The following is a 16,722-nucleotide window of genomic DNA, read 5'->3' on the forward strand; positions in this document are numbered from 1 at the left end:
TCATGCCATCAATGGTGCGGCCTGGTCCAGCGGCCAGACCGGCACGGCATTCAAATCAAGTGACGCCCGCGCACCGTTGCGCAGGTAGTAGTCTCCGGCGACACCGAGCATCGCGGCATTATCCCCGCACAGAGCCGGGCTCGGAAAATCGACCTTCATCCCGCGCGCGCCGCTCTCGGCGGCAAAGCGGTGACGCAGGCCGCTGTTGCAGGCGACTCCGCCGGCAACCACGATGCGTTCCAGGTTCTCTTCTTCGGCCGCCCGCAACGTCTTGGCGGTCAGAACTTCGACCACCGCCGCCTGGAATCCGGCAGCAACATCCCGGACCTGCCGCTCGCTCAGGTCGCCGGCGCTGCGAACATGATTCATCACCGAGGTTTTGATGCCGCTGAAGCTGAAGTCGAGGTTGTCCCGGTTCAGCATCGGTCGCGGAAAACGGATCGCCTGCGGATCGCCTTCGCCGGCCAGACGGTCAATCACCGCGCCGCCGGGATAGCCGAGTCCAAGCAGCTTGGCAACCTTGTCGAACGCTTCGCCGGCGGCATCATCCAGGGTCCGACCAAGGATCTTGTAGCGTCCGATACCGTCGACCCGGTAAAGGTGGGTATGCCCGCCGGAAACAGCCAGCGCCAGGTAGGGAAAAGCAATCTCACGCTCAAGCAACGGCGACAGGATATGCCCTTCGATGTGATGCACCCCGATCAGCGGCAACTGCCGTGACCAGGCCAGCGCCTTGGCAACCGAGACCCCGATCAGCAACGCGCCGACCAGCCCGGGACCGCGGGTAACCACCAGCCCTTCAATATTGTCCAGCCGGCAGCCGGCCTCCTCAAGCGCCTGGTCAATCACCGGGCTGATTGCCTCAAGGTGTTGGCGCGAGGCGATCTCGGGCACCACGCCGCCGTAGCGGGCATGGACATCGATCTGCGTGGCGATGACGCTGGACAGCGGCTCGCGGCCGTCACGGACAACGGCGGCGGCGGTCTCATCGCATGAACTTTCGATACAGAGCAACAGCATGGCAAGTCAAGGTATCCGGCAATCAGCAGTCAGACATGAACGGCGGCACCAACCAGGGGGGACGCTGACGAGGATTCTTCAGGCACCTGACCGCCGGCAGATTCACAACAGGTTCGCCGCCAATTCCGCCAGGCAGGAACGTTCTCCCTTCTGCAGGGTGATATGCCCGGCGACATCCTGGTCTTTAAACTTTTCCACCACGTAGGTCAAACCATTACTGGACGAATCGACATACGGATTATCTATCTGGTAGGGATCTCCGGTGAGAACAACCTTGGTCCCTTCCCCGGCACGGGTGATGATGGTTTTGATTTCGTGGGGGGTCAGGTTCTGCGATTCATCAACAATAAGGTACTGGTTGGGAATCGAACGGCCGCGGATATAGGTCAGCGCCTCGATCTCGAGAAGACCCATGTCGACCAACTCACGATAGCCGCGCTTCCGTTTGCCCCCTTCGTCCACCGAACCGAGCAGCAACTCGATATTGTCGAAGATCGGCTGCATCCAGGGAGCCAGCTTCTCCTCGACATCTCCGGGCAGAAAACCGAGATCACGGCCAAGCGGAAAAACCGGACGGGAAACCAGCAGCCGGTTGTAGTGATCCTCGTCGGCGGCCATGTGCAGGCCGGCCGCCAGAGCCAGCAGGGTTTTGCCGGTACCGGCCATACCGATCAGACTGACCAGCTGGATATCATCGTTGAGCAGCAGGTCGAAAGCGAACTGCTGTTCACGATTGCGCGGGTGAATGCCCCAGAGACCTTCCTTGGGCGTGGGAATCAGGGCGACAAGACGATTGAGCGGACACTGGTAACGGGCCAGCGCGGTGTGGGAAGGATTGCTTTCATCCACCAGGGTCACGAACTGGTTGGCGCGACATTCACAATCGATTTCGAGAAATCCGTGGGCATAGAAATCATCGACCTGTTCTTTACCGACCAGGATTTCAGTGGCACCGGTATAAAGTTCGTCGATGGACACCTTGTCCGATTCGTAATCCTCGGCCGTCAAGCCAATGGCGTCGGCCTTGATACGCAGGTTGGTGTCCTTGGTGACAAAGACAACCGGACCGTCAAGCCGCTCCTTGAATTTCAGTGCCACGGCGAGAATACGGTTGTCCCCCCGGTCGCTGCGCAGCTCGGGCGGCAGCCGTTTGAGGGCCTCTTCAGTGTAGAGCTCAACCGTCAGGTTGCCCCCGGATTCGAGCGGCACCCCCTCGGTAAGGCTGTGATTTTTACGAAGAGCGTCAAGAAAACGTGAGAACTGGCGGGCATTTCTACCTGTTTCATTGAGATTCTTCTTGAAGCTGTCAATCTCTTCGATGACGGTAATCGGAATCGCCAGGTTGTTGTCTTCAAACTTGAAAATGGCCTGCGGATCATGCAGCAGGACATTGGTGTCGAGAATATAGGTTTTTTTCATCGATTCCGATTCTCCGAGGGTTGCAACCGAACCAGAGGCCCCGAACGCACTGAGGTGAACAGCCGGGTCGGACTTCAGCGATCGTAATCCACCACTTCAAGACCATCCGAAGTGGCAAGGATTTTCAGGTGAACGGGATAATTCTTGCCGGGAATATTGCGTTTACTCTTGAGCACCACCTCACCGTCCCGGTTGAGAGCGTTGAGTACCTGCTCGGGAGACTCCTCGATCACGTAGTCGTTGTAGATCCGGGTCTTCATCAGCTCGGCGCGGGTGACCGGTTTGTCAGGCGGCAACGAGCAGGCGGCAAAAACCAGCAGCAACAGGGGCAATATCCAGAAGACTTTTCGCATCACATGACTCCTTTATCCGTTTTCGTTGCGGGCTGACGGGTCACTCAGGAGGGCAACCGCCGTCAGCAGCTTCTCAACCTGTTCCGGACTCGTGAAGATGCCGGGGCTGACCCGGACCGTCCCACCCGGAAACGACCCGAGGCTGCGATGAGCATCGGGGGCGCAGTGCAGCCCAACCCGGACACAGATGCCAAACTGCTGTTCAAGGCGATAACCGACTTCAGCCGGATCCATGCCGGCAAGATTGAAGGACACGACATTGCCGCGCCGCTCTCCCCGCGCCGGACCGTAGAGGGTGACACCGGGAACAGCTTCAAGTCCGGCGAGCAATCGTTCCACCAACTCATTGAGGCTGGTTTCGAGCCGCTCTGGACCCTGCTGCTGAAGATATTCGACACCTGCCCGCAGACCGGCCAGGCCGGGAACATTCAGCGTCCCGGCCTCCAGACGCTCGGGCAGATCTTCGGGCATGGTCCGCATGGTCGAATTGATGCCCGTTCCGCCGTAAAGCAGCGGCTCCAGTCGCAGTTCCGGGTCAACATAGAGAAACCCGGTGCCGGACGGGCCGAGCAGCCCCTTGTGCCCGGGGACAGCCAGCAGATGAACCCCGAGGCGGTTGACTGAAAGCGGCAGATGACCGGCGCTCTGAGCGGCGTCCACCAGGGTCAGAATGCCATGTTCCCGGCACCAGGGAATGATCGTCTCCAGCGGCTGGATGGAGCCGCTGACATTGGAACAGTGGCCGATGGCGAGCAGTCGGGTCGGAACCCGGCAGGCACGCTGCAGATCGCTGACGTCAACAATCCCGTCACGGCCGGTCTTCACCTGTTCGACCTCGATGCCGCGCTGCTGCAGGGCATACAGCGGCCGCATCAGGGCATTATGCTCCATGCTGGTGGTCACAACCCGGTCGCCCGGTTGCAGCAGACCGAACAGCGCCAGGTTGATTCCCTCGGTGGCGCCCGAAGTAAAAACAATACGGGCGGCATCCTCAACAGCAAAAAAACGCGCCAGTGTTTCGCGCGTTTCCAGGACCTCACGACCGGCGTCGAGAGAAAAACGATGACCTCCGCGACCGGGGTTGCCTCCCGCATGCCGCATGGCGCGTTCGACGGCACGATAGACCGATTCGGGTTTAGGGAATGATGTCGCCGCGTTATCGAGATAAATACTCATCGGTTTGCATCATAATGGATTTGCCGCGCCCTGACCATTGGAAAAACGCAAAAATATCGAATTCGGGAAACCGGAATTTCAGCAGACGCGAAACAGGTTCCGATCACGATTCTCTGCGACCGGAACACATCAGATCTCGTCCCCGGCATTCATCCGCTTCAGACGCAAAAGCACGCGACAGTCCCCGGCATCCGGCCAGACAGCGGGCGTAGACACGGCAACCGTTGCACGCATCGGGCTGACGCGCGATGTCATCCCGTATGGAACGACGCAGATCCCGTTGCCAGAGATCGGTGATCGCGGCATCAAACAAAGACCCCAGCGGCTGGTTCCAGGAAGAACAAGGATAGAGAATGCCGGCGGCATCGAGATGCCCGAGGCTGTTGCCGGCCTGACAGCCGCTGTAGTGGTCGCGACGTTGACCGGGACAGAGGATCTCCCACAGAAAGAGATCATGAACCACCAGCCCGGACGGAATCGGCGGTCGGGGGTCGACCCTGCCCCAGAACCCGGCAAAAGACTCCAGGTCTTCAGCCCGCAGCAGCTGGGGGCCTGGATCCTCACCGGAAAAATCGGCCAACGGCACGTTCGGCAGGAGAACCTGATCCACAGCCAGGTCGGTGGCCAGCAGGAATAAATCGGGCAGCAATCTGATCGAGGAACGCAGCGGCAGCAGCTGCAGGCCGGGAAGGCAGCCTGCCTCGCGCAGCGACTGGACATCCCCCTCAATCCCCTGCCAGTCGGGAACGACGGCACCGGAAACAGGGCCCAGGTCGAGCAACACCCGCGCCGGCGGCCGTCCGGTCACGGGCAGCAGGCCCCTGTCTGCAGCGGTGACGACCAGGCTGACCTGCATGCCGCGCCCGGCAAGAATCTCGAGAATTTCACCCAGCACCGGGCATCTGAGGGGGCGACCGGTCAGGGTCAGCTCAAAGAGCCCGGCCTCGACCAGCCGTTCGGCGAGCAGGAGCTGCCGCGCCGGGGCGAGACGGTCATCAAGGAACCAGGTCATGCGCAATGGCGCGTCGAGATGATCGAGAGCTGCCATATCAAGACATCGGGTTCGCTGTCCCGATCATTTCCAGCAATGTGGATCGGGCTCGGAGAAATCGCCGGTGGTCGCGAAGGCGCGGGCCGTACAGCCACCGAGGCAGTCACCGTAGGAAGAGCAGCCGGCGCATTTGCCCCTGGCTTCCTTGTTCCGCATTTTCTGCAGCACATCGGAACCGTTCCAGATTTCGTCGAAATCCTGGTTGAGAATATTTCCCACCACCAGCGGAATAAACCCGCAGGGAGTGATATCCCCGTTCGGCCGCAGGTGCAGGGAGAGCTTGCCGCAGCTGCTCCCCTTGACCAGGGGGTCGGCATCGTAACCGGGCAGAGAGGCGATCACCGGGTCGTCGAAGGAAATCGCCGGGGTATCAGTGCTGTTCTTGACCTCAAGAGCCTCAAGATAAAAGGCTTTCCACTCTCCCGGATCAAGATCGAGTTCTTCACGATTCTTGAAACCGCGGCCGCTGCACTTGAAGTTATGCAGGTAGACCTGGCTGACATCATGCTCCCGGGCAAGGTCGAGGATATCCCGAAAATTCCGGTAATTGATGCGCGAAATCACCGCGCTCATGGTGGTACGGATGCCGGCCCGGCGCAGGTGGTCAAGGGCGGCAACGGCCCGCACGAAGGAACCGGGCATACAGCGGAATTCATCGTGCAGGGACGCCTCGGCGCTGTCGATACTGATGCCGACGCTCTTGAATCCGGCCGCGGCCAGCCGGGACGCGTTGTCCGCATCGACAAGCCAGCCGTTGGAGTTCATCGACACATTCAGCCCCTGTTCAGCGGCATAGGCGGCGATCTCGAACAGGTCCTCCCGAATCAGCGGTTCGCCACCACCGAAATTGATGAACGGGATTTTCTTGGCTGCCAGGATGTCGACGATACGCTTGATATCGGCGGTCCCCAGCTCGGCCGCCTGCTCTTCGCGACTGTAGCAGTGGCTGCAGCTGAAATTGCAGCGGTAGGAGAGAGTCCAGTTGAATGTCAGCGGGGCCGAAAGCAGGCCCATGTTTGCATCAGCCATCGATCAGCCACCCCCGCTGTTCAAGGTCGGCGACAAAGTCGCGGACATCCTGTTCCAGTTCACCCCGGTCGACCTCATATTCGCCCGCCAGCTCATTGATAATCTGCTCCAGGCTGCGCTCTCCGTCGCAACGCAACCAGATTTCCCCACCAAGCAGATTGAGCTGGTGCATGGTTCCCTGGTGGACCAGGATCACTGTTCCACCTTCGGAGATGTCCTCGCCCTGCTGTTGAGCGGCCAGGAGTTCCCGCTCCCGTCCGGCTTCATGCCGCCAGACAATGGCTGTATTACGTTGTGGTCTGTTCACGATCGCTCCTTCAATCAATTCAGGCTTCCGCCACCCGTTCTCTCCAGAGCAGCGAATTGGCGGCAACAAAGGCCAGGCCGACCAGAACGGCCACCTTGCCGTAAAGAGGAACACCAGCCGCCGTGCCGGCCAGGCCCCAGGCCTGCACCAGCCCTCCTCCAAGCAGCATGCCGATCACCACCAGCCCGGCGTCTGCATCACCCTCTCCGGCCTTGATCAACTGGCGGAAAGGGCAACCACCGATCAGGACCGACAACCAGCCGACCAGCAGCATGCCGAGAAAACTCCAGGCATAGTCGAGATGGGCACCGGGCTGGCCGTAGAATCCGGGATGGAAGCGCCCGGCAGCCAGGTTGGTGCCGACAGCTGCCAGAATAAAAGCGGCCAGCCCCCAGATCAGGGGAGTACGCCGCCCCATGAGAAAGGTGTCGCGGACACTGCCGGTGATACAGAACCGGCTGCGCTGGGCCAGACCGCCGAGCAGCAGGCCGGCGGCCAGGGAAAGCAGCAGCGGAGCATGCTGGGCACCACTGCCGCGGGTTGAAAAGAGGATGAACCCGGGCTGCAGCAAAAGCAGAAAAAGCAGCAGCAGGAAAAACAACGGTACCCAGAGGCCGCTCGCCCCGCGCGGATCCTGACGCCCCCCCCCGAGATGGATGCCCCCGGCCAACCCTTTCAGACCGAACCAGACACCGACAATCAGACCGGCCAATCCGCTCAGAACAGTCAGATCACCGGCCGTCAGGCGGAGAAACAGTTTGATCGGACAACCGATAAAAACGCCGCAGCCGATCATCAGGAAGACCCCGGAAAGAAATCGCAGCAACGGGGCACTGCCCCCGCGGGAATGAAATTCACGGCCGGCCGCAGCGCTGAAAACGGCACCGAGAACGAAACCGATCAATTCCGGCCGCAGATACTGCATCCGCTGGTTGCCGTGCAGTCCCAGGGCCCCGGCGCTGTTTTCCAGGAAACAGGAGATGCAGATTCCTGAATTCTGCGGATTGCCGAGTACGGCCAGGCCAACCCCGATCAGTCCGAGCAGGCCGCCGGCAACAACGACAATCCAGAAGTGGCGGTCAAAAACAGGCATGACTATTCGCATCCTCCCGCCAGGCGGCTCTGCAGATAGTGAAGGTTGTTCAGAACCCGTTTCAGAGACGCGTTGTCGGGGTGGGTTCGGGCTCTCTCAGAAAAGCTGGGAAGTTGCTTGCTGACCAGCTGATCGATCTCGTTCCAGGCGGAAAAGGCTCCCTGCCTGTCGGCAAAATCGCCGTTGAGCCTGACACCCTCAACATAATTGGCCACGGCTTCTTCGACAGCGTCCAGCTGCAGCAGGATGCGCCCCTTGATAATGAAACCGTAACCTTCACCGGGGTAGCGCCGGCCGATTTCCTCCAGCTTGAGCAGCGCCTGCTGGCGGGCGCCGGACTTTTCCAGGTCCAACACCGGCCGATAGAGATCCTGCAGGAAATCAATCCGGGCACGATAGGCGACATCCTGCTCCAACTGGCGGTTGAGCTCACTGCGCGCGGCGGCATCGCCACCACCGCCGGCGGTCAACAGCAACGCCGCGGCACCGAGAGTGGTCAGCAGCAGCACCAGGACATGCCAACGATCAAAACGATCCTGCAATAGCCTGTTCACCTCTCTAGAACTCCTGGTAAGGCGGCATGTTGGCCCGTTTGGCCATACCGCGCAGGATGTCATAATCGCTGTCGAGCAACTGTTCGAATCCGTCAACCCAGGCGGACTTGAGAACCTTCACCTGTTCGCCGTTGTAGTCAACGGTGTCCTCGGGTGTAAGCAAGACCAGTGCCTCACGGAACCGTTTCATCAGATCGGGATCAACCCCTTTGGCGGCACCGAAGGTGCAGTAGGGAAAGATCGGGCTCTGGGCCACGATCTGGAAATCATCGGCAGAAATCTTGCCTTCGCGGGTCATGACCTCAAGGTCGAGCGCCGGGGCGGCGGCGACATCATAGGCACCGAAATAGACGGCGTAGATCAGTTTCTCATGTTTGAAAGACCCGTGCGGGATGGCGTAATAGGAAAGATCCATTTCCGGGTCAATCCCGGCCTTGAGCATCAGGTCGTACTGGGCCAGGTACCCTGACGGAGCGAGCTGGGGCCCGAAAATCATCCGTTTCCCTTTCAAGTCGGCCAGAGTGCGGATACCGCTGTCCTTGCGGGAAATAATGGTTCCGGCGGTCCGCGCTCCGAACTGGCCGCGCTTTTCAGTGGCCACCAGTTGCAGGTCATGGTCCTGGCGCAGGATCAGGTACAACAGGGAATTGGTGTGGGTAAAGGCGAACTCTTCTTTTTTGAAGCGATCCTCGAAATCCTGGGTGTCCACCGGCACCATCTCGAACCGGACACCAACTTTCTCGCTCAGATAGCGCGTCAACGGGGCAAATCGCAGACGGGTTTCCTGTTCACTGTTGCAGTTCATGTAACCGATCTTGTAGACCGGTCCCTGGTCGGCAGTCTGCTGGCAACCACTCAGCAGGACGCTGCAGAGCAGGCCGAAAAGACAAAAAATGATGTTTCGCATAAAGAAAACAATCCTCACTCAGCCCGTCTCGGGGTCTATTCCACGCAAGAGCGGCGAACGCGTTTATTCCGGCAACAGTCGTTTTGCGGTCGTCCCTGCCGAAGGTTTCCCGGACAGGGGAGCCGCATAGCGGACCAGCCCCGTTTCCGGTCGATCACGCCGGTCCCGAATCAACTGATCAATTCGCTTTTCGTCGACCGAGCCCCACCAGTTGGACCCGACCTGCAGATCGCCGCTGCCATCGTTCATCAGGGCGTATTCACCATTGCCGGACAGGTCATTGCCGGCGATCACACCCTGCGAGTCAAGCCAGCGGATCCCGGCCCGACCATTGGCGGTGATCCGATTGTCCCGCAGAATCACCTCGGAGTCTTCAAAAAAAGTGCCATGCTCGGCGTTGCCTACGATCCGGTTGCCGCGCAGGGTCCCCTTGCCGCGCTGAAGAAAGATCCCCCGGCGGTTGCCGGCGATCCTGTTGGCCTCGGCAACCAGGGTTGACTCGCGCAGACTGACGGCATTGATCCGGTTGTTTTCAATCAGGCACCCGGTCAGCGTCAGATCGCTGTAGATGCCGCGGATTGCCCACTGGCCACCGGTAATCCGGCACTGCTCCAGGACCACGGTGGCGTCCCGGAACTGCAGTCCGTTGAAATTGTCAAGCACCTGGCAACGACTGACCTTGACCGTCGAATCCTGAAACTGGAAGGCACGCAGATTGCGACGAAAAAGGCTGTCCTCGATGCGCCCCTTGCCGAAATGGGCATGAAAACCGCGATAAGCATATTCGACAACGCAGTGACGCAGCAGGTTGTCATCTTCCGAAGCCATCATGTTGATGGCACCCCAGGCTCCGGGACGGGGAACGGCCTCCGCGGAGGTAAACAGGATCGGTTGCTCGGCCGTGCCAAGGGCCAGTAAACGCCCCTGGATGAAAATTTCATGTTCTCCCAGACCGTCGCCGTTACTGTCGAAAAAAGTGAACCGGACCGCTGTCCCCGGGCGGATTTCCAGCCGGACCCCGGGCGCAACCGTCAGGATTCCGTCGATGAGAACATCGCCGGACCAGACCGTATCCTGCCACAGTGTCTGTTCACCGCTGTAGCGGGTTTCGGCAGCAGCAGGCAGGCAGGAGGCCAGCAGCAGCACCAGGCACAGCAGTCTGGTCATGGCGCCCCTCCCCCGAGATAGAGCCGCGGCAGACGATTGTCGACCAGGGTCAGACCGGGCCGGAAGTGATCAACCGCGACCAGACCGACATCATTCCGACGGGAAACAACCTGACGCAGACGGACCGTACACTGTCGGTCGAGATAGAGCCCCTCTTCATCCATCAGGCTGAAGCTGCTGTCGGACAGAGCCAGTACCGCGTCACCGGAACAGAACAGCCCCACCTCCCCCTGTCGGACATCCATCCTTTCAGCCGTCAGCCGTGAACCCTCCTGAAGCAGCAGTCCGTACCGACAACCGGTCAAGCGGCCGCCGGAGAAGCTGACCTCGGCCTGCTGAACGAGAAGACCGACATCGGCACGCCGCAGTTCGAAACCGGAGAGACTCGCAACCGCGCCGGGCAACAGTTCAATGCCGGCCCACAACGGATCACCGTCAGCGACCGGGTCGATCGGCTGCAGCGGGAGAAAGCGGACCGGGTTCTGCCGGTTGCCGGAAATCCGCAGGGTTCCGTAAACCAGAATCTCGGTCAGACTGGAGAGATATTCCGGAAAGATCTTGGTTGACTCGGCAGGACGCACCCAGACCAGCGACCCGGGAGCGAAAGTCAGGCTGCTCCCGGCAGGTATACGCAGGTCATCGGCCAGGACCATTTCTCCGGAAACCTCCACCTGGCCGTGGATGACGCCGGAGAGCCGCGGTAGCGGGGGCGGGGCGTAGAGCCGTGGTGACGGCGGTGGAGCGCAGGAAATAAGCAGCGGGAGGAGAAATGCCAGATAAAGAAAACGCACTACAGCCACCCTCGGGAGTCGAGAAACTCACGCGCGGTTGCAAGAGGAGGCGCACCGGACGCGACGGCCTGGACCAGGGAGGAAAAGTCATCCGCCGGCAACAGCCCGGAAAGTTTTTTCAGGGCGGGAATCACCAGGGTGAACTGCAGGTCGGATTGCGGTCTTTCGCCGCTGACAATGAAGGGTATCTCTTCTTTTTTGAAAACCACGCGGCCGGCCGGGGGAATGTTCTCGCAAAAAACCAGGTCGGCCCTGTCCTTGGTCACAGCCTCGGCGGGAGTCGCTCCGTCAAGATACACCGCGACCGTCTCGGTTCCGGTTTTTTCCTTGATGTAGATCGAGACCAGAGCGTACAGGGTTTCCTGGCGGACGGAACCATCCAGGCCGATAAACAGCTTGGAGCCGAAACAGCCGTCACCGGCAACGGGCAACAGCAGACCGGTGAACAACAGCAGGCACAGGATCCATTTATGTCGGAGAGGAAAGGAAAACACAGCGAATCAGTCAGCAAGGAACGTACCATTCCCGCAAACCCCAATTGTCCAGCCTTGCCGGGATTTTCAGAGCATCAGCACTGGCAGAGCGAAACCCTCGGTGACGTGCGGGGAAGACACTTTTTCGTCATTCTTCCCCGTCCTCATCACCATCCCCCCCGGCGGCGTCGTCTTCCCCACCATGACCGAGCAGGTGGTACTTCTCCATTTTGTAGCGCAGGGTGGTGCGCTTGATGCCGAGGACTTCGGCGGTGCGCGTCTGGGAACGACCTTCCCGGTTGAGCGTCTGAACGATCAACTGCCGCTCCAGGTCTTCAAGAATGTCGGTCAGGCTGCCACCATTCTCCGGCAGAGACAGGCAGATCTGGTCCTGATCCTGGATTCCCTGGGGAAAATCACGCGGGGTCAGGATCTCTCCCTTGGCCAGAACGACCGCCCGCTCGATAGCATTTTCGAGCTCGCGCACATTGCCCGGCCAGTCGTGAGCGATCAGACAGGCGATGGCCTTGGGAGAAATCTGCTCAATTTTCTTGCCGGTTTCCCGTGTATACTTGTCAAGAAAGTGGGCCGCCAGCGGTTCGATATCCTCCCGCCGCTCCCGCAGGGGGGGCAGGTGAACATTGATGACATTGAGACGGTAGAAAAGATCTTCCCGAAAAGTCGACTTCTTGACCTCTTCTTCGAGATTCTTGTTGGTCGCGGCGACGATGCGGACATCAACCTTGATGGTGCGATTGCCGCCGACCCGTTCGAATTCATGTTCCTGGATAACCCGCAGCAGCTTGACCTGGGCCGCAAGACTCATTTCACCGACTTCATCAATGAACAGGGTTCCCTGGTCGGCCAATTCAAAACGGCCCTTCTTGGTATGCAACGCCCCGGTGAAAGCCCCTCTTTCATGACCGAAGAGCTCACTTTCGAGAACGCTCTCCGACAACGCGGCGCAATTCAGAACGATGAAGGGCTTATCCTTGCGAGGGGAATTGAAATGAATTGAGCGGGCGATCAGTTCCTTGCCGGTTCCCGACTCCCCGGTAATCAGGACATTGGCATTGGAAGCGGCAACCGAGGCAGTAATATCAAAAACATCCTGCATCGCCCTGGCGTTGCCGATAATGCCGGAAAACTTGTAGCGGCCTTCGAGTTCTTCATGCAGGTAGCGATTCTCGGCCAGCAATCGTTCCCGCTCAAGGGCCTTGGCAACGGTCAACCGGATCTCGTCGGTTTCAAAAGGCTTGGTGATGTAGTCGTAGGCACCGGCCCGCAGCGCCTGAACGGCACTCTCGACGGTACCGTAGGCGGTAATGACGATAATCGGCAGACGCGGGTCGTAGGCGCGCAGCTCGGAAAGAAGCTCCAAACCTCCCATCCCCGGCATCTTGATGTCGGTGATGATCAGGTCATACGGGTCCTGGGCAATCGCCTGCAGAGCATCGTCGCCGTTGCCGACCGCATGGGTTTCATAACCTTCTCTGACGAGAATGCGGCTCAACAACCGCCGCATCCCCTCTTCATCGTCAACAATAAGTATTTTTTCACCAGCCATGGTTCTGCATTCTAGCACGGGTAGATTCTTCCGGGGTTGAAAACAGGCAGGGAGGGCCGCACGACAAAAAACGCATCAGCTATCCGACAGATAGTGGATCTTGTTCTTACCCTCGCGTTTAGCGGCATAGAGCAGATCATCAACGATCTTGAGCAGGCCATCGAATGTGTCACCGTCCCGCGGATAGGTCGCCACTCCGATACTGACTGTGACGCCGGTCGTGGCGAGACCGTCAAGATAGCGTGCCGACTCCTGTTCAATAAGGGCCCGGCATCGTTCCGCGGCGGCCAGAGAGGCAGCGGCATCCGACTCGGGAAGCAGGGCAATGAATTCCTCACCGCCATAACGAAAAATATAATCACAGTCACGCAGGGTCTCGGTCAGAATCTCGGCGACAGCCACCAGCACCTTGTCACCGACCGGGTGACCATAGCTGTCATTGAAGTGTTTGAAATTATCGACGTCAAGCATCACCAGACCGAGAGGTTTCCGATAACGCCGCGCCCTCATCAATTCCTCGGAAAAGAGCCGCTTGAACTGGCGGTGATTGTACAAGCCGGTCAACCCGTCGGTGGAGGCAAGACGACGGGTTTTTTCGTGCAATCGCGCATTGTCGATGCTCATCGCCGCAAAAGACCCGAGGATTGACAACAACCGCAGATCCATCTGGTCGAAACGGCGCGGCTTGAAATCATCGACGTAGAGGATGCCGATCACCTTGTTCTGAATTTTCAACGGAACGGCAATCAGGGACCGGATTCCCTCGGTGACCGCCAGGGGGTTGTTGAAAAAATCAGCTTCGTCAGTGTCCTCGACGGCAAAGGCCGTTCCCTGGCTGAGAATGGTGGCCGTCAGCCCCCCCTCACCCACCCGCCAGCGATCACGGGCGATAAAATTTTCACTGAGGCCATGATGAACCTTGAGGGAAAGATAGTTGCCGGCCCGATCGTAGAGCGCAATGCTCCCGGCCGGCATTTCCATAACTGCCATGGCGCTGCCGAGAATATTGTCGAGAACTTCCTCCAGGCGCAGGGATGAAACCACCACCTGGGCGACACTGAGAATATTTTTCAGGCCCCGCAGTTCTTTTTCAAGATCCTGCGGGTCATCCTTTTTTCGCGTCATTGCGGTTTCCAGAGTGGCGCATTCGTGCAGAAAATGCATTGAACAACTTTGTTTTCTAACATGCTTTTAAGGAAACTGCAAAGCCAAGTTTTCCCTACGGCTTTTTTCCCCGGCAACCCCGTTCGCCGAACCAGTTTTCACCCTCCATTATTGCCCTGAAAATCAACCCGGCAATCTCTTCCAAAGTCAATTTCACAATAAATTCAATACCTTTTTAGTCATTTTCCAAGTAGGTAAAAAATCGATCTTTTTTCCTTGCCGAAGAATTCGATTTTCCGGCTTGACAGCCACTATATATTGTGGTTTAAAGTCATCCTTACCACAGTATGTGTTATTCCCCCAGGACACCTCGAACGTTTTCAAAACCGATTACGACAACCTTAAATCGAACATTGCGATTTAATTCAGGAGGGTTGCAACATGCCTAAGAAGTCTCGTAAACCTGAACTCCCCCTTTCCCCGAATGCCGTCACGGTCCTTGAACGTCGCTATCTCAAGCGCGACGAAGAAGGCAAGGTTCTCGAAACCCCGACCGACATGTTCCAGCGCGTGGCACGGACCATCGCCTCGGCCGAGACATGTCTGAAAACCGGTGTTGACGCCAAACAACTGGAAAAAGATTTTTTCCGCATGATTACCCGCCTGGAGTTCATGCCCAACTCCCCCACGCTGATGAACGCCGGCCGCGAACTTGGTCAGTTGTCCGCCTGTTTCGTGCTGCCGGTCGGCGATTCAATGGAAGAGATCTTTGAAGCAATCAAGAACACCGCGCTGATCCATAAAAGCGGCGGCGGTACCGGCTTCGCCTTCTCGCGCATCCGCCCGGCCAACGACGTCGTCAGTTCAACCAAGGGGGTCAGCTCCGGTCCTATCTCCTTCATGAAGGTTTTCGACGCGGCGACCGAAACCATCAAACAGGGCGGTACCCGACGTGGCGCCAACATGGGCATCCTGCGTGTCGACCATCCCGACATCATGGATTTCATCATGGCCAAACGGGACCAGACGGTGCTGACCAATTTCAACATCTCGGTCGGCATGACCGAAGCCTTCATGGAAGCGGTGGAAGTCGACGGCGACTACGAAATTATCAACCCGCGCACCGGGAAACCGATGCAGAAGATGCCGGCACGCAAAGTCTTTGACCACATCGTCGACATGGCCTGGCACAACGGCGAACCGGGGATCATCTTCCTCGACCGTCTCAACCGCGACAACCCGACCCCCCAGGTCGGCGAAATCGAGGCCACCAATCCCTGCGGCGAACAACCGTTGCTGCCTTATGAATCCTGTAACCTCGGTTCAATCAACCTGGCCCGGTTCATTCTCGACGGTGATGTCGACTGGAACCGCCTCGGCGAAACTGTGCGCCTGGCGACCCGTTTTCTCGACAATGTCATTGAAGTCAACAACTACCCGATTCCTGAAATCGACCAGATGACCCGCGCCAACCGCAAGATCGGTCTCGGTGTCATGGGTTGGGCGGATATGCTGATTCTGCTCGGCATCCCCTACAATTCGGAGAGTGCCGTTGAACTGGGCGGCAAGGTGATGAAATTCATCAACGACACCTCCCACCAGATGTCGATTGAACTGGCCGAAGAGCGTGGCGCCTTCCCGAATTTTGCCGGCTCGATCTTCGACGTCAAGGGAGGACGGGAGATCCGCAATGCCACCTGCACCACCATCGCCCCGACCGGCACCATTTCAATCATCAGCAATACCTCATCCGGTGTTGAGCCCCTGTTCGCTGTCAGTTATATCCGCCAGGTTCTCGACAACGACAAGCTGATCGAGGTTCATCCGCTGTTTGAAAAGATCGCCCGCGAACGCGGCTTCTACTCCAAAGAACTGATGGAGAAAATCGCCGAACACGGCACGGTCCAGGATATCGCCGAGATTCCCGAAGACATCCGCCGCGTCTTCGTCACCTCTCACGACATCACTCCCGAGGACCATGTGCGGATGCAGGCGGCCTTTCAGCAATATTGCGACAACGCCGTTTCCAAGACCGTCAACTTCTGTAACGACGCCACCCGTGATGACGTGGCCAAAGTCTACCGACTGGCCTACCAGACCGGCTGCAAGGGGGTTACCATCTACCGTGACGGGTCCCGCGACATGCAGGTTCTTTCCGTGAAAAAGTCCGACGAAAAGAGCGCGCCCGAGGTGCCGATGGAAGTGGAAAAAAAATCCCGCAAACGGGAACGCCCTCGGGCTCTCAAGGGATCCACCTACCAGATGGAAACCGGCTGCGGCCCTCTCTATGTCACCATCAACGAAGACCACAAGGGCGCTTTCGAACTCTTTACCACCATGGGCAAAGCCGGCGGCTGCGCGGCCAGCCAATGTGAAGCAATCGGCCGACTGGTCTCCCTCGCCTGGCGCTCCGGTGTCCAGGCCCGCCAGGCGGTCAAGCAGATGATCGGCATTTCCTGCCACAAACCGGCCGGGTTCGGCGCCAACCGCATCACCTCCTGCGCCGATGCCGTGGCCAAGGCGATCGAGCTGCACATGCTGCCCGAGGGGGGCGCCCCGACCAGGTTCGTCGGCAACGGCGGCGCCTGTCCCGACTGCGGTGGCCCCGTCGAGCACGAAGGCGGCTGCTGCGTCTGCCATGCCTGCGGCTACTCGGAGTGTGCCTGAGCCATAAGAACAGTTCCAGTACTGCTCTGCAGGAGAGGGGAACG

Annotated in this window: 16 protein-coding genes; 1 reads left to right on the forward strand and 15 read right to left on the reverse strand. The window is 58.9% G+C overall.

The genetic code is table 11. The features are described from left to right. The 15 genes from tsaD to C2E25_RS10215 form a co-directional block, all read right to left on the reverse strand. The gene (gene tsaD, locus C2E25_RS10145) at positions 1-1,020 is read right to left on the reverse strand and encodes a tRNA (adenosine(37)-N6)-threonylcarbamoyltransferase complex transferase subunit TsaD (RefSeq protein ID WP_103115631.1); all 1,020 of its coding nucleotides are present in this window, start codon (positions 1,018-1,020) and stop codon (positions 1-3) included. A gap of 102 nt (positions 1,021-1,122) precedes the next feature. Beyond that, on the reverse strand, positions 1,123-2,439 hold the full coding sequence (locus C2E25_RS10150; RefSeq protein ID WP_103115632.1) for a PhoH family protein: 1,317 nt from the start codon (positions 2,437-2,439) through the stop codon (positions 1,123-1,125). Between the two features lie 74 nt (positions 2,440-2,513). Then, positions 2,514-2,792: a hypothetical protein gene (locus C2E25_RS10155; protein WP_085009867.1), complete on the reverse strand. Its 279-nt coding sequence runs from the start codon at positions 2,790-2,792 to the stop codon at positions 2,514-2,516. Between the two features lie 12 nt (positions 2,793-2,804). Continuing rightward, positions 2,805-3,968, reverse strand: coding sequence for an aminotransferase class V-fold PLP-dependent enzyme (locus C2E25_RS10160; protein WP_103115633.1), 1,164 nt, complete (start codon positions 3,966-3,968; stop codon positions 2,805-2,807). A 103-nt stretch (positions 3,969-4,071) separates the two neighbouring features. Further along, positions 4,072-5,016 carry an SPASM domain-containing protein gene (locus C2E25_RS10165; RefSeq protein ID WP_103115634.1) on the reverse strand — a complete coding sequence of 315 codons (945 nt, stop codon included), beginning with the start codon at positions 5,014-5,016 and terminating at the stop codon, positions 4,072-4,074. 27 nt (positions 5,017-5,043) lie between these two features. Further along, positions 5,044-6,048, reverse strand: a complete 1,005-nt coding sequence (locus tag C2E25_RS10170; protein ID WP_233189398.1) for a GeoRSP system radical SAM/SPASM protein — start codon at positions 6,046-6,048, stop codon at positions 5,044-5,046. Continuing rightward, on the reverse strand, positions 6,041-6,355 hold the full coding sequence (gene pqqD, locus C2E25_RS10175) for a pyrroloquinoline quinone biosynthesis peptide chaperone PqqD (RefSeq protein WP_103115635.1): 315 nt from the start codon (positions 6,353-6,355) through the stop codon (positions 6,041-6,043). Before pqqD ends, C2E25_RS10170 begins: the two co-directional genes overlap by 8 nt. A gap of 19 nt (positions 6,356-6,374) precedes the next feature. Further along, positions 6,375-7,448, reverse strand: coding sequence for a YedE family putative selenium transporter (yedE, locus tag C2E25_RS10180; protein ID WP_103115636.1), 1,074 nt, complete (start codon positions 7,446-7,448; stop codon positions 6,375-6,377). A 2-nt stretch (positions 7,449-7,450) separates the two neighbouring features. Then, complete coding sequence (locus C2E25_RS10185; protein WP_146032942.1) at positions 7,451-8,002, reverse strand: hypothetical protein; 552 nt, start codon at positions 8,000-8,002, stop codon at positions 7,451-7,453. A gap of 4 nt (positions 8,003-8,006) precedes the next feature. Further along, positions 8,007-8,909 carry a PhnD/SsuA/transferrin family substrate-binding protein gene (locus C2E25_RS10190; protein WP_103115638.1) on the reverse strand — a complete coding sequence of 301 codons (903 nt, stop codon included), beginning with the start codon at positions 8,907-8,909 and terminating at the stop codon, positions 8,007-8,009. A gap of 63 nt (positions 8,910-8,972) precedes the next feature. Beyond that, complete coding sequence (locus tag C2E25_RS10195) at positions 8,973-10,076, reverse strand: right-handed parallel beta-helix repeat-containing protein (RefSeq protein ID WP_103115639.1); 1,104 nt, start codon at positions 10,074-10,076, stop codon at positions 8,973-8,975. After that, entirely contained in the window at positions 10,073-10,867 is a 795-nt protein-coding gene (locus tag C2E25_RS10200) for a hypothetical protein (protein ID WP_146032943.1), read from the reverse strand. Before C2E25_RS10200 ends, C2E25_RS10195 begins: the two co-directional genes overlap by 4 nt. Next, complete coding sequence (locus tag C2E25_RS10205) at positions 10,867-11,316, reverse strand: hypothetical protein (protein ID WP_103115641.1); 450 nt, start codon at positions 11,314-11,316, stop codon at positions 10,867-10,869. Before C2E25_RS10205 ends, C2E25_RS10200 begins: the two co-directional genes overlap by 1 nt. A gap of 172 nt (positions 11,317-11,488) precedes the next feature. Next, positions 11,489-12,907 (reverse strand): sigma-54-dependent transcriptional regulator, encoded by a 1,419-nt coding sequence (locus C2E25_RS10210; RefSeq protein ID WP_103115642.1) that lies wholly within the window; start codon positions 12,905-12,907, stop codon positions 11,489-11,491. A gap of 75 nt (positions 12,908-12,982) precedes the next feature. Continuing rightward, complete coding sequence (locus tag C2E25_RS10215) at positions 12,983-14,032, reverse strand: GGDEF domain-containing protein (protein WP_103115660.1); 1,050 nt, start codon at positions 14,030-14,032, stop codon at positions 12,983-12,985. Positions 14,033-14,452: 420 nt separating this feature from the next. Between C2E25_RS10215 and C2E25_RS10220 the strand changes: the two genes are divergently transcribed. Further along, the gene (locus tag C2E25_RS10220; protein WP_103115643.1) at positions 14,453-16,678 is read left to right on the forward strand and encodes a vitamin B12-dependent ribonucleotide reductase; all 2,226 of its coding nucleotides are present in this window, start codon (positions 14,453-14,455) and stop codon (positions 16,676-16,678) included. Positions 16,679-16,722: the final 44 nt, after the last annotated feature.

This window comes from Geothermobacter hydrogeniphilus (assembly GCF_002898515.1).
Taxonomy (GTDB): Bacteria; Desulfobacterota; Desulfuromonadia; order Desulfuromonadales; family Geothermobacteraceae; genus Geothermobacter_A.

Bases quoted from the DNA above. Each gene is read 5' to 3' on its own strand.
- C2E25_RS10190 (WP_103115638.1), bottom strand. From the start codon at position 8,909: ATGCGAAACATCATTTTTTGTCTTTTCGGCCTGCTCTGCAGCGTCCTG.
- yedE (WP_103115636.1), bottom strand. From the start codon at position 7,448: ATGCCTGTTTTTGACCGCCACTTCTGGATTGTCGTTGTTGCCGGCGGC.
- C2E25_RS10195 (WP_103115639.1), bottom strand. From the start codon at position 10,076: ATGACCAGACTGCTGTGCCTGGTGCTGCTGCTGGCCTCCTGCCTGCCT.
- C2E25_RS10215 (WP_103115660.1), bottom strand. From the start codon at position 14,032: ATGACGCGAAAAAAGGATGACCCGCAGGATCTTGAAAAAGAACTGCGG.
- C2E25_RS10165 (WP_103115634.1), bottom strand. From the start codon at position 5,016: ATGGCAGCTCTCGATCATCTCGACGCGCCATTGCGCATGACCTGGTTC.
- C2E25_RS10155 (WP_085009867.1), bottom strand. From the start codon at position 2,792: ATGCGAAAAGTCTTCTGGATATTGCCCCTGTTGCTGCTGGTTTTTGCC.
- tsaD (WP_103115631.1), bottom strand. From the start codon at position 1,020: ATGCTGTTGCTCTGTATCGAAAGTTCATGCGATGAGACCGCCGCCGCC.
- C2E25_RS10220 (WP_103115643.1), top strand. From the start codon at position 14,453: ATGCCTAAGAAGTCTCGTAAACCTGAACTCCCCCTTTCCCCGAATGCC.
- C2E25_RS10210 (WP_103115642.1), bottom strand. From the start codon at position 12,907: ATGGCTGGTGAAAAAATACTTATTGTTGACGATGAAGAGGGGATGCGG.
- C2E25_RS10160 (WP_103115633.1), bottom strand. From the start codon at position 3,968: ATGAGTATTTATCTCGATAACGCGGCGACATCATTCCCTAAACCCGAA.
- C2E25_RS10170 (WP_233189398.1), bottom strand. From the start codon at position 6,048: ATGGCTGATGCAAACATGGGCCTGCTTTCGGCCCCGCTGACATTCAAC.
- C2E25_RS10150 (WP_103115632.1), bottom strand. From the start codon at position 2,439: ATGAAAAAAACCTATATTCTCGACACCAATGTCCTGCTGCATGATCCG.